12 protein-coding genes and 1 pseudogene are annotated in these 11,459 nt (G+C 70.4%); 5 read left to right on the top strand and 8 right to left on the bottom strand.

The window, feature by feature from the left end:
• Window positions 1-241: 241 nt before the first annotated feature.
• Window positions 242-1,135, bottom strand: coding sequence for a fumarylacetoacetate hydrolase family protein (locus DJ75_RS13570; protein WP_094524982.1), 894 nt, complete (start codon window positions 1,133-1,135; stop codon window positions 242-244).
• A gap of 35 nt (window positions 1,136-1,170) precedes the next feature.
• Window positions 1,171-2,526, bottom strand: a complete 1,356-nt coding sequence (locus DJ75_RS13565; protein ID WP_094524981.1) for an amidohydrolase family protein — start codon at window positions 2,524-2,526, stop codon at window positions 1,171-1,173.
• A 101-nt stretch (window positions 2,527-2,627) separates the two neighbouring features.
• Here DJ75_RS13565 and DJ75_RS13560 point away from each other — a divergent pair, with 101 nt between their 5' ends.
• Window positions 2,628-3,242, top strand: a complete 615-nt coding sequence (locus DJ75_RS13560) for a TetR/AcrR family transcriptional regulator (RefSeq protein ID WP_094524980.1) — start codon at window positions 2,628-2,630, stop codon at window positions 3,240-3,242.
• 93 nt (window positions 3,243-3,335) lie between these two features.
• On the opposite strand, the gene DJ75_RS13555 is transcribed toward DJ75_RS13560, so the two are convergent.
• The 5 genes and pseudogenes from DJ75_RS13555 to DJ75_RS13535 form a co-directional block, all read right to left on the bottom strand.
• Window positions 3,336-4,568 carry an MFS transporter gene (locus DJ75_RS13555; protein ID WP_094524979.1) on the bottom strand — a complete coding sequence of 411 codons (1,233 nt, stop codon included), beginning with the start codon at window positions 4,566-4,568 and terminating at the stop codon, window positions 3,336-3,338.
• 53 nt (window positions 4,569-4,621) lie between these two features.
• Entirely contained in the window at window positions 4,622-5,497 is an 876-nt protein-coding gene (locus DJ75_RS13550) for a hypothetical protein (protein WP_249269087.1), read from the bottom strand.
• Window positions 5,498-5,602: 105 nt separating this feature from the next.
• The gene (locus DJ75_RS13545; RefSeq protein ID WP_094524978.1) at window positions 5,603-6,997 is read right to left on the bottom strand and encodes a signal recognition particle protein Srp54; all 1,395 of its coding nucleotides are present in this window, start codon (window positions 6,995-6,997) and stop codon (window positions 5,603-5,605) included.
• Between the two features lie 85 nt (window positions 6,998-7,082).
• Window positions 7,083-7,297: pseudogene (locus tag DJ75_RS13540) on the bottom strand (histidine kinase); the annotation flags it as partial.
• A gap of 59 nt (window positions 7,298-7,356) precedes the next feature.
• A complete protein-coding gene (locus DJ75_RS13535) occupies window positions 7,357-8,340 on the bottom strand; it encodes a pantoate kinase (protein ID WP_094524977.1) in 984 nt (327 codons plus the stop codon).
• A gap of 101 nt (window positions 8,341-8,441) precedes the next feature.
• Between DJ75_RS13535 and DJ75_RS13530 the strand changes: the two genes are divergently transcribed.
• Window positions 8,442-8,945 (top strand): hypothetical protein, encoded by a 504-nt coding sequence (locus DJ75_RS13530; protein ID WP_094524976.1) that lies wholly within the window; start codon window positions 8,442-8,444, stop codon window positions 8,943-8,945.
• A gap of 129 nt (window positions 8,946-9,074) precedes the next feature.
• Window positions 9,075-9,506 (top strand): pyridoxamine 5'-phosphate oxidase family protein, encoded by a 432-nt coding sequence (locus tag DJ75_RS13525; protein ID WP_094524975.1) that lies wholly within the window; start codon window positions 9,075-9,077, stop codon window positions 9,504-9,506.
• A gap of 12 nt (window positions 9,507-9,518) precedes the next feature.
• On the opposite strand, the gene DJ75_RS13520 is transcribed toward DJ75_RS13525, so the two are convergent.
• Window positions 9,519-9,737, bottom strand: a complete 219-nt coding sequence (locus DJ75_RS13520; protein WP_094524974.1) for a DUF2892 domain-containing protein — start codon at window positions 9,735-9,737, stop codon at window positions 9,519-9,521.
• Window positions 9,738-9,899: 162 nt separating this feature from the next.
• Here DJ75_RS13520 and DJ75_RS13515 point away from each other — a divergent pair, with 162 nt between their 5' ends.
• Together DJ75_RS13515 and DJ75_RS13510 are read left to right on the top strand one after the other, a co-directional pair.
• Window positions 9,900-10,397, top strand: a complete 498-nt coding sequence (locus DJ75_RS13515) for a FlaD/FlaE family flagellar protein (RefSeq protein WP_094524973.1) — start codon at window positions 9,900-9,902, stop codon at window positions 10,395-10,397.
• A gap of 2 nt (window positions 10,398-10,399) precedes the next feature.
• Window positions 10,400-11,455: a hypothetical protein gene (locus DJ75_RS13510; protein WP_094524972.1), complete on the top strand. Its 1,056-nt coding sequence runs from the start codon at window positions 10,400-10,402 to the stop codon at window positions 11,453-11,455.
• Window positions 11,456-11,459 lie beyond the last annotated feature (4 nt).

Raw genomic sequence — 11,459 nt, 5'->3', positions numbered from 1 at the left:
GAGCGAGTGGAACGAGCGACTGAGGAGCGCAGCGAGGCGCGCGAGTCCTCGCGGCTGGGGCTTTGGAGTTGTTCCCCGCCGATCCGTAGTCAGCGATATATAAGCAAGCGGCTGCCCCTTTGGAGGCGTTCACCGCAGCGTCAGCGACCACGGATAAACAGCCGACAGCGACACCACTCAATCACTGATAAAAATCGCGAGCCGACTCGGCTCACGTACTCCCGTGAGAGCCGTCGCGTCGCTATTCTCGGTCGTACGCGAACTCGCTCGTCAGTTCGCCGACGCCCTCCACGCCGACCGTGACGCTGTCGCCGTCCCCCAGCAGCACCGGCGGCTCGCGGTAGACGCCGACGCCCGGCGGCGTGCCGGTGAACAGCAGGTCGCCCGGCTTCAGCGTGAACGCCCGGCTACAGAAGGAGACGAGCTCGTCGACCCCGAATATCAGATTCGCCGTCGTCGACTCCTGGAGCCGCTCGCCGTTCACGTCCGCCCAGATCGCGAGGTCGTGCGGGTCGCCGACCTCGTCGGTCGTCACGAGCTCCGGGCCGACGGGGGCGAACGAGTCGAGGCTCTTGCCGCGGACCCACTGGCCGTCGCCGTGCTGGAGGTCGCGCGCCGACACGTCGTTGCCGACGGTGAAGCCGGCGACGTGATCCATCGCTTCCTCCGGGTCGACGCGGCGGGCCTCCTCGCCGATCACGGCGACGAGTTCAGCCTCGTAGTCGACCTTCTGGGTGAGGTCCGGGTCCCACGTGACGGCGTCCTCGGGCCCCGCCACCGAGGTGGGGAACTTCGAGAAGAGGACCGGCTCGTCCGGGATCGGGTTGTCGCCCTCCTCGGCGTGGTCGCGGTAGTTGAGGCCGACGCAGACGACCTTCTCCGGGTCGGAGACGGGCGCCGCCCGCGAGAGGTCGGCGGCGTCGTATCGCCCGACGCCGGTCTCCGTCGCGTACTCGACCGCCAGTTCGGCCTTCCGGCGCCACTCCCAGTCGGCGAGCAGGCCGGTCGTTCCGCCGTCGATGTGGACCCCGGTGGCCGCGCCCGCCTCGGCGAGGTCGATCACGTCGCCGTCGTCGGTCGGTACGCCGCACCAAGGAGATTCTGCGTCCGTCGTTCGGTATTGTCCGAGTCGCATTGAGATGTGTGAGTGATGACGTCGAATCGCGCTGTCTACAGGTCGATGCCGGCCTCGTCGAGCAGGCGCTCGCCGGAGGCGACGAACCGGTCGAACTCCTCGTGAACCTTCGGGTTCGTCAGCTCGCCGTCGCGCTTGACGACCTCGCCGTCGACGAGCACCGTGTCGATGTGCGAGGGGTCGGCCTGGAAGACGACGGTCTGGACCGGGGAGTGCGAGGGCGCCGTCATGAAGTCGGAGGCGTCGAAGAGGACGAGGTCGGCGCGCTTGCCGGGCGTGATCGTCCCGATCTCGTCGTCGAGGCCGAGCGCCTTCGCGCCCTCGATCGTCGCCATCTCCAGCGTGTCGCGCGCGGAGAGGCTCACCTCGGTGACCTCCTCGTCGCCCTCGAGGACCGCCTGGTTGTCGAACATCCGCTGGAGCTGCATCCCGATCCGCATCTGGCTGCCCATGTCGCCGCTGACGTTCGAACAGACGTCGACGCCCCACGCCGGGCGCCCGCCCGCCTCGAGCACCTTCTCGGTGACGGGGATGCCGTGGCCCATCTGCATCTCGACCTCGGGTGTCGACGAGAAGGAGACGCCCTGCTCGACGGCGTGGTCGACGTCCTCCTGCGCGAAGTGGTTCCCGTGGGCGACGTTGACGTCGGGGCCGAGCATGTCCTCGATGGCGCCGAACCCCTGATACTCCTCGCCGTACACCGACGACGGCCACAGGGCGGCGCCCATGTGGATCGTCGAGAGCGCCCCCAAGTCGCGGGCCAGTTCGAGGTCGGCCCGGGCGGTCTCATCGGTACAGAAGTCCGGGCCGCGGAGCCCGAGCGCCAGGCTGAGCAGGTCGTCGTCGCGGATCGCGCCCTCGTAGAGCTCGCGGATGTTCTCCTCGGGGAGGCCGACGTCGCTCTCGTACCACCACTTCGCCGCGTCGTCGCCCGGCGGACCGTAGGTGTACACCGCCCGCAACCCGGCGTCTCGCAGCGCGTCGACGGCGCGTTCGCCGTGTTCGAGCGTGTTGGGGTACGACCAGTCCAAGGCCGTCGTCGTCCCCGTGTGGAGCTTCTCGAACGCGCCGAAGAGGCCGCCGAGATACATGTCCTCGGGCCGATACAGCCCGGTGATGTTGCCGAGCATGTGGTCGAAGTACTCGCCCATCAGCGACCAGTCCCCGGCGATGCCGCGGACCTGCGTCTGCGCGAGGTGAATGTGCGAGTCGACGAATCCGGGAACGACGATCTGGCCGGCGGCGTCGATGACCTCGGCGTTCTCGGCCGAGAGTCCGCGGCCGACGTCGACGATCTCGCCGTCCTCGATCAGCACGTCCGCCTCCGCCAGCTCGCCGACGTCGGGATCGAGAGAGACGACGGTCCCGTTTCGGATGATCTTTCGTGTCATGTCCGACTGTACCGTTTGACCATGAGGTTAAAAATTTACTGTATGGTAAACCGAATCGGACGGTGGGATCGCTTATGTGTCTCACCGTCGGAGAGGGCCGTATGAGCGACTCCCGCGAGACCGTCTCCTCCAAGGACACCGAGGAGGTGATCATGGAGGCCACGTTCCGTGCGCTGAGCAAGCACGGGTACACGGACCTCCGGATGCGCGACATCGGCGAGGAGATGGACCTCACCCGGCAGGTGATCCACTACCACTTCGACGGCAAGTACGACCTGCTGTCGTCGTTCCTCGAGTACGTCATCGACCAGTACGAGGGGAGCGTCGAGGTGGACGCGGACGACGACCCCCGCTCGGAGCTCGACGCGCGGATCGACCAGTGCCTGTTCGGGCCGGAGTTCGAGGAGTTCTCCCACTGGGAGCGCATGAAGGTGTACCACGAGCTGTACACCCACGCGCAGAACGACGGTGACCACCGCGAGATCTTCAACGAGCACTACGACCGCGTCCGCGGGAGCATCATCGAGGTCGTCGAAGACGGGATCGAGACCGGGGAGTTCGAGCCCGTCGACGCCGAGCGAATGGGCCAGCTCATCACCGACATCATCCACGCCGCGCGCGGCCGTCGGATGGCGCTCGGCCACGAGGACGCGCCGGCGGAGGCGCGGAAGGCGATCGACCAGTTCGTCCTCGACTCGCTGTACGCCGACGACTGACGGACGCGACGCCGAGGGCCGGCGACCGGGATGTCGATCGAACCGTCGCCGGACCGCGCCCCGCCGGTGCCGAACCGGCAGACGTTCGCCGGGTCACCCGGTGACCCACAGCGCGACGGTACCGGCCGCGGACACCGCGAGGACCGCCGCGAGCAGGCCGAACGCGGGCCGAAACCCGGCCGTATCAGCGACGACGCCGACGATCCCCGGCGCGAGCGCGCCGGCCCCCATCAGCAGCGTCCGGACGACGCCGAGCCCGCCGCCGGCGAGCCGCTCCGGAAGCAGCTCCATCAGGTACGCGCTTCGGACCGGCTGAAACCCGTGTGATCCGACGCCGAAACCGGCGACGGCGACGGCGGCCGCGACGACGCCGACGTCGAGGGGAGGGAGCGCCACGAGCGCCGCCAGCCCGGCCGCCGCCAGCCCGCTCGTCGCGACCATCACCGGGAACCGGCCCACCCGATCGGAGAGGTCGCCGCTGAGGAGCTGGACGAGCGCGACCGCGAAGAGGACCGAATACAGCAGGCCCGCGGTCGAGGTCGCGAGCCCGACCTCCTCGGCGAGGTACAGCGGGAGGAACGCGACGAGGCCGTTGTGAGCGAACGAGACTCCGACGGTCACCGAGACGAACGCCGAGAAGCGTCGATCGCCGAACTGACGCAGGTATTCGCGCGCGCCCGCCGACTCGGTGTCTCCCGAGTCGGTCGCGGGGCGCTCCCTCGCGAAGCGCCCGCCGAGTCGCAGGGCGGAGACGAGCGCGAGCGCGAGGAAGGCGATCCCGGTCAGGAGGAAGAGCGCGCGCCAGTCGGCGCCGGGCAACCGGTCGAGCGCGAGCGCGAGCGCCGCCGGCGGCGAGAGGAACGCCACGACGACCGCGGGCGCGACGACCCCGCTCAGCGCGCCGAGCGTGTCGTGGATGCCGAGCATCCGCCCCATTCGAGCCGGGTAGACGCGAGCGAGCAGGCGCACGGCGACCGTCTTGTGGACGCCCGTCCCGACTCCGATGACGGCCATCGCCGCGACCAGCGCCGCGAACGGCGAGTCGACGACGAGCGCCAGGGCGCCGACCCCCGCGACCGACGCGCCGCCGACGACCACGGGGACCGGACCGATCCGGTCGGCGACCGCGCCGCTGGGGAACTGCATCAGCGCGTACGCGATCATGAACCCTGAGAACGCGGCACCGATCGTGGCGTTGCTGAGGCCGTACGTCGACTGGAGGGGACCGAAGAGCGGCGGGAAGAGGTAGCGAGCGAACTTCCCGAGGAACCAGATGACCGAGACGAGGATCAGTGCGTCGTAGCCGCCGATCCGCCTGAGTTCCATCTATCGATCGTAGCCGAGCGGGACGTATAAGGGTCGTGAAGACGCCCATCGAGTCAGCGGACCGCGTCGACGTCCGCCATCGCGGCGACCTTCAGGGCCGCCGCGACGTTGAACGCGAGGGCGATCGGCGCCGCGACCACCGCCGCGACGACCGCGGGTACCGGACCGGAGTAAGCGAGGGCGCTCAGCGGGACCGAACAGAGCGCCGTCGCTGCCGCGAGCGCGAGGAAGAACCACAGCGGCCGGTGTCGCGTGACGAGCCCGTACGCCCGCCGAATCGCGGACTCGATCCCGCGGTCCTCCAGCACGAGGACGTACACCGTCGGGAAGAACAGGTACGAGAGGACGAGGAGGGCGACCACGGCAAACACGAGCAGCGGCGGGAACGCGGCCAACGGCACGACGGCGAGGAGGATCGCGGCGACGACGAGCGCCTCCAGCGCGATCAGCCGGACGGCGAACCGTCGGACGTTGGCGACGAAGTCGAATCGACCGGTCGTGATCCCCTCGGCGATGCTCCCGAAGTACCCTGCGCTCAGCGCCCCCGAAACGACGACGTACGCGCCGAGGAGCGGGACGGCGAGCGCGAGTGGCCCAACCGAGTCGAAGGGAACCGACGTCGACGCGCCGCCGTCGCCGGGCGGGTCGATGATGCTCCAGAGGTCGTATCGATAGACGGGGAACGACGCGCTGACGGAGACCACCGTGTCGGTCTCCGCCGTGGCGGCCAGGTCCTCGACGTTGAGGAGCGCTGTGAGAAGCGGAACGAGCGCGAGGGGGAGGAGCCGCTCGACGTGCGCGAGCGTCCGGTCGAGGAGCGGGCCGGGACGGGGCGAGCGGTCGGTGACGGGGCCGGCGGCCGACGGCCCGTCGTCCGGCGAGGCGCCGGCCGGACCGTCGGTCGGCGGTTCGTCGGAGGCCGGGACCATACGGGGAGTTCGAGAGCGGCTCTCAAAAGTGTCAGTGGCGCGACGGCGTCGGCCGTCAAGCCACTCGAGGGTCGAAGCGGGCGTCCGGTCGCCGCGAGACGCCGATCAGAACGGGCCCTTGCCGCCGCCCATCATGTCGCCGAGGCCGCCGCCGTCGCCGCCGCCCATCTTCTTCATCATGCGCTGCATGTCGCCCTCGCCCATCCCCTGGAACTGGCTGATCGTCTGTTCCATCATGGAGTGCTGTTCCAGGAGCTGCCGGACCGTCTCCTCGTCGGTGCCGGAGCCGCGGGCGATCCGCTCCGTGCGCGACTGACCGACGACGCGGGGGTTCGTCAGCTCCTCCTCGGTCATCGAGTCCATGATCCGCTCGAACTTGCGCATCCGGTCTTGGGTGACGTCCATCGCGTCGTCCGGGAGCTGGTCCATCATCCCGCCGCCCATGCCGGGGATCATGTCCATCACCTGGTCGAGCGGCCCCATCCGGTTCATCGCGTCCATCTGCTTTTTCATGTCCTTCAGGGTGAACTCCCCCTGCAGCATGTCCTCGGGGTCCCAGTCCTCGTCGTCCTCCTGGGCCTCCTGCATGGCGCGCTCGACGCGCTCGGAGAGCTGTTTGAGGTCGCCCATCCCGAGCAGCCGGGAGATGAACCCGGAGGGCTCGAACCGCTCGATGTCCTGGACCGTCTCGCCGGTCCCGAGGAAGGCGATGGAGGAGTCGGTCTCGTTGACCGCCGTGAGCGCCCCCCCGCCTTTCGCGGTCCCGTCGAGCTTGGTGATCATCACGCCCTCGATCCCGATCGACTCCTCGAACTGGCGGGCCTGCTCTTTGGCGCCCTGCCCGATCGCGGCGTCGAGGACGAGGAGGGAGCGGTCGGGGTCGACCGCGCGCTCGATCTCCTCGATCTCCGCGATGAGGTCGTCCTCGAGCGCGTGTCGGCCCGCGGTGTCGACGATGTGCACGTCGGCGTCTTCCGTCTCTTCGAGGCCCGTCCGCGCGATGTCGACGGGGTCGTCGTTGTCGGGGTTCCCGTAGAAGTCGACCTCCGCACGCTCGCACATCTGTTTGGCCTGGTCGTACGCGCCCGGCCGGAAGGTGTCCGTCTGGATGACGGCGGGGCGGAGGCCCTTCTTCGAGAACCACCACGCCATCTTCGCGGCGGAGGTGGTCTTCCCCGACCCCTGGAGGCCGGCGAGGAGGATCGTCTGGTTCTCCAAGGGGAGCTCCGTGGAGTCCCCGACGAGGTCGACCATCTCCTCGTAGACGATCTTGAGGACGTGGTCCTTCGCCGTGGTGCCGCCCGGCGGCTCCTCTTCGAGCGCGCGGGTCTTGATCGAGTCCGACAGCTCCATGACGAGGGAGACGTCGACGTCGGCCGAGAGGAGCGAGCGCTGGATCTCCTTGACGATCTCCTCGACGTCGCTCTCGGAGAGGCGGGTCTTCCCCTGGAGCTTGTCGAGGCTGCCCCGCAGGGACGAACCGAGGTCGTCGAGTACCATTTGCCGGAGATAGGCGGTCGACGCGGTAAAGCTTTGTTCGTCGGCGTCGCCCGAGGCGGCCGCGGGATCGGGCGGCCCGCCCGCCTCAGAGCTCCTCGGCGATGTACCGCTCCAGTCGGGTCACGAGCTCCGGGCGAAACGTCCAGAAGCCGTCCCAGACGTTGGTTCGTCCTCGAGCGCGAGCAGTGCGACGTGATCGCCCTCGGAACCGCTCGGCGGCGCGAACACGACGAACCACGACCGCCGGTACGGGTACGAGGTGCCGGTGTGGACCGTCAGCGGGAGCGCCGAGAGCCCGTCGAAGAACGAACGGAGCGACTCAGCCATGTCCGCCACTCCGGCCGAACGCGGCAAAGTCCTTACTCACGGTTGCGGTCCCCGGCGAGCCGCGCGCCCGCGGCGTCGATTCGGCAGACTCGGGGGTCGTAGCCCGCGTCGGAGAGCCCGGTGCCGAGCGCGAAGACGGTGCGCCCGAGCATCGCCATGGCCGCCCCGGGGCCGTCGGCCGCGCCGCCCGAACCGCCGTTCGCCTCGGCGACCGCGTCGATCGCCTCGGCGACCTCGGGAACGAGGAGGTCCGCCTCGCCGGCGAAGTCGCGGGCCGCGGCCATCAGCGTCGGGAGCCGCGGGTCCGCGCGGAGGCGGTCGAGCGCCGCCTCGCCGGCCGCGGAGAGGGCGGTCGTGTCGCCGCCGAGGACCGCCTCCGTCGACAGCTCGCCGAAGGTGACGTACTCCACGCGGCCGACCGCGGGGATCCCGTCGAGCTTCCCGACGCCCGGCGCGCCGGGCGTCACCCGGATCGGGACGCCGCCGCGCGCCTGCGCGACCACGTCCCCGAGGCCGGTCCCTCGGTTCACCTCCGCCTCGTGGGCGGTCCGGACCAGCTCGTTCTCGGAGCGCCCGCGGTCGAGGGCGTCGTTGGCCGCGAGCGCCGCGCCGAGCGCCGCCGCGCCGGAGACGCCGAAGCCGGCGCCGATCGGGAGGTCGGTCTCGACCGCGACGTCGACGGGGACCTCGTCGGCGTCGCCCGCGCCGCCCGCGGCCCCCAGCTCCGCGAGCACGTCCTCGACCGCGCCGATCGTTCCGGGCTCGCCGTCGATCGCGCGGGATCCGGCGTCGCCGTCGGTCGGGAGGTCGGCGGTCTGCGATCCGTGGGCCGCCGGGTCGGCGGTCCCCGACCCGTCGGTCTCGGTCCCCGCCGCCGACACCCGGACCGTCACGCCGTCGGTGAGGGCGAGTCCGGCCCCGCGCGACCCGGCCGCCGCGGGGCGCTCGGCCGGATGGGCGCTGAAGAAGGCGGTGACGTGCCCGGGAACGAACGCGGTCGCCCGCTGCCTGCTCATGCCGGACCGGAGGACCGCGCGTCGATTAACGGTTGTTATCCGCGGCGGGCGGAGCGTCGACACCGCAGACGGTAAATAGTCCCCACCCAAACCCGCGTCGTATGCGAGACCAGTTGCGTCCCGTCCTCGCCGCGGTCCTCGCGCTGGCGTTCCCGGGGCTCGGTCACCTCGTCTTGCGCCGCTGGGGACGGGCGCTGCTGTGGCACGTCACGGTCGTCGGCGGCGGCGTCGCGCTGCTCGCGCTCTACGACGTCGACCCCGCCGGGCCGGCGGCGTCGCCGGTCGAGGCCGCCGCCGCGCTACCGACCGAGGTCGCGCTCCCGGTCGCCCTCCTCACCGTGCTCTCGTCGATCGACGCCTACGTCGTCGGGCGGGCGGACGTCGCCGAGCGGAAGCGCGTCAACGCGACCGCGGAAGCGGTGCGACGCCGCGCCGCGAGCGCGGACGACGAGGGCCTCGCCGCCGGCTCGCCGGTCGCCGGACTCACCGGCGAGGGCGGCGAGGCCGTGCGGGTCGAGTGCCCGGCCTGCGGGAAGGAGACCGACGCCGAGCTCGACTTCTGTCACTGGTGTACGGAGCCGCTCCCGTGGAGCGAGGGCGAGTGAGTCTCCCCGGGCGCGAGCTCTCGGGGTCCCGACGCGCCGTGTTCGAATCGGCCGGCGCCGGCGCAAGGGGTGCTGACGGTCGATTGACAGGAGTGGTGCCTATTTGTCCCTCCGCCGCGTGTCGGACGTATGGAACACGCAGAGTACGTGTACACGAGCGGCATGTCCGAGTCCGACGTCGACGACCGCCTCCGAGCGGGCGAGCACGGCGTTCTCGGGCTCGCTGACGCCGACGACTCGTACGCCGTCCCGCTGAGCTACCATTACGACGGCGACCGGTTCCTCCTCCGCGTGAGCGAGCACGACGGCGACAGCGAGAAGGGGAAGTTCATCGAGACGACTGAGACCGCCACGTTCGTGTGCTACGAGGGCTCGGCGACGGAGTCGTGGAGCGTTCAGGTCCGCGGCCCGCTCCGGGAGTGGCAGGGGGACGTCGACGAGGAGACGCTCAACGAGTGGTTTCCGCCGTTTCGGCTGTTCGACGAAGCGGTCGAGCGCGTCGACTTCTCGCTGTACGAACTGGAGGTGGAGACCGTGACCGGTCGGGAGACGGTCAGGTAGTCCCCGTCGGGGTCACTCCACCGGACAGCGGTCGATTCCGAGCGCCCGATACAGCAGACACCGCCGCGTCGCGCCCTCGACGATCAACACCGCGCCGGCGAGGCCGAGGCCGACCGCGGAGCCCACCGGAACGCTCACCTCGCCGCTCGCGACGAGGACGGCGATGACCGCGAGCGCGGCGCCGCCGGCGACCCGTGCGAACGCGTCGATCCGTCCGACGTTTCGTTTCACATACGGGGTAGCGGCTCCGCACGGGAAAGCGCTGAGGTGACTGCGGTCCCGGTCCCGCGCCGTCGGCCCGGCGAATAGTTTCTCACCGCTGATAACTGCGGAGGAACTATCATATATGCCGACGGCAACCGTGACCGTACGGACGCGAACGACGGACGGAACATGAGTCTGAATCCACGGAGATACGACGTACGGGAGCTGCGCCGGATCGCGGACGCACCGCGGGACGGCGCGGACGGAGCGCCTCGGGAGCGGTCGCTTCGTCAGCCGAACCGGAACCGAGCGGAGCAGGCCGCCCGCTCGGCCGCGTTCACGGAGCTGCTCCAGCGCCAGCGAGGGCTGCGGCTGGCCGGCGGCGGGGACCGACCCGCCGACGCCGGCGACCGCCCGTACCTGCGGGCGGTCCCGGCCTCGACGGACGCGGAACGCGAGGTCGGCGAGTGGCTCGGCTACCTCGTCGACGTCGGCGGCCGCCTGCGAGCCCGCGACGCGCTGTCGTACTACGCCGAACTCGGCTGGGTCGCCCCCGACGCGGTCGACGCGCTGACGCGTCGACTGGAGGGGTTCGACGCCCCCCGCCACGATCGGCCGTTCACTCCCGCGGACCACCGGATCAGTCTCGTCTCCATCGTCCGAATCGCTTCGTGTGCGAGTGATTAACAATGAGCGACGACGACGAATCCACGGAGATCAACAGTACAGACGGCCCGGAAGCGGTGGGTGTGAAACTCGGCAGCACGCGGACGGTGCTCGACCTCCCCGACGGACGGGGGGGCCGCGAGCGACACTCGACGCTGACGTGTCTGGCGACGTACGAGGACGCCATCACGGGCGATGAGCGGGTCCTGTTCGGCCACGAGGCCGCGATCGAGTACCCCGACACGGTGCGGTTTATGCTCCGGTCGGGGCTGCCGGAGGACGACGAGAGCGTCGCCGACGCCGAGCGCTTCTTCGAGGCCCTCGTGGACGCCCACGACGTCCCCGAGGACAGCGCGGTCGTCTACGCGGTCCCCACCATCGACAACGAGGCGGGCGTGGAGAACCTCAAGTCGGTCATCGAGGGCTCCTGGATCGGGCAGGCCGAGACGCGGAGCTACCCGGAGTCGCTGTGCGGGGCGATCCCCGCCTACGGCGACGACCTGGCCGCCATCGACGAGGTGTTCGTCTCGATTAACATGGGGTCGACGACGTTGGAGGCGTGCGCCTACCGCCGCGGCGAGCAGCTCTCGCCGTTCTCGACCGGCTCGGTGACGGGCAACGAGGTCGACCGCCGGATCGTCGCCGCCGTCGAGGAGGAGAGCCAGGGGCGCGTCCACATCGACCGGACAACCGCCCGCGAGTACAAGGAGGAGCACGCCGACGTGTACGACTTCGAGCCGTTCACGGACGTGATCCAACAGCCCGGCGGCGGGAGCCACGAGTTCACCGTCGACCGCGGCGTGCGGGAGCCGGTCGACCGCTACATCGACGAGGCGGTCGACGTCGTCGCCAACGAGTTCCTCCCGGAGCTCGCGAACGACCACATGAAGCCGTACCAGCTCGCGCTGGGCCGGCCGGTCGCGGCGACCGGCGGCATGGCCTGCATCCCCGGGCTCGCCGAGGAGTTCGAGAAGCGGCTCTCGGCCGAGCTCGACCGCGACGTCGAGGTCGTCTCCCCCGACGACCCCGCGACCGCCGCCGCCGAGGGCGCCGGTCGGATCGCCGAGCGCCTGATCTGAGCGG

It is taken from the genome of Halorubrum sp. Eb13 (genome assembly GCF_002252895.1).
GTDB lineage: Archaea > Halobacteriota > Halobacteria > Halobacteriales > Haloferacaceae > Halorubrum.
The sequence above is the reverse complement of the archived record's forward strand: the minus strand, read 5'-3'. Positions and strand labels throughout refer to the sequence as shown.

Bases quoted from the DNA above. Each gene is read 5' to 3' on its own strand.
- DJ75_RS13545 (WP_094524978.1), bottom strand. From the start codon at position 6,997: ATGGTACTCGACGACCTCGGTTCGTCCCTGCGGGGCAGCCTCGACAAG.
- DJ75_RS13535 (WP_094524977.1), bottom strand. From the start codon at position 8,340: ATGAGCAGGCAGCGGGCGACCGCGTTCGTTCCCGGGCACGTCACCGCC.
- DJ75_RS13515 (WP_094524973.1), top strand. From the start codon at position 9,900: ATGAGTCTGAATCCACGGAGATACGACGTACGGGAGCTGCGCCGGATC.
- DJ75_RS13550 (WP_249269087.1), bottom strand. From the start codon at position 5,497: ATGGTCCCGGCCTCCGACGAACCGCCGACCGACGGTCCGGCCGGCGCC.
- DJ75_RS13555 (WP_094524979.1), bottom strand. From the start codon at position 4,568: ATGGAACTCAGGCGGATCGGCGGCTACGACGCACTGATCCTCGTCTCG.
- DJ75_RS13565 (WP_094524981.1), bottom strand. From the start codon at position 2,526: ATGACACGAAAGATCATCCGAAACGGGACCGTCGTCTCTCTCGATCCC.
- DJ75_RS13560 (WP_094524980.1), top strand. From the start codon at position 2,628: ATGAGCGACTCCCGCGAGACCGTCTCCTCCAAGGACACCGAGGAGGTG.
- DJ75_RS13525 (WP_094524975.1), top strand. From the start codon at position 9,075: ATGGAACACGCAGAGTACGTGTACACGAGCGGCATGTCCGAGTCCGAC.
- DJ75_RS13510 (WP_094524972.1), top strand. From the start codon at position 10,400: ATGAGCGACGACGACGAATCCACGGAGATCAACAGTACAGACGGCCCG.
- DJ75_RS13570 (WP_094524982.1), bottom strand. From the start codon at position 1,135: ATGCGACTCGGACAATACCGAACGACGGACGCAGAATCTCCTTGGTGC.
- DJ75_RS13530 (WP_094524976.1), top strand. From the start codon at position 8,442: ATGCGAGACCAGTTGCGTCCCGTCCTCGCCGCGGTCCTCGCGCTGGCG.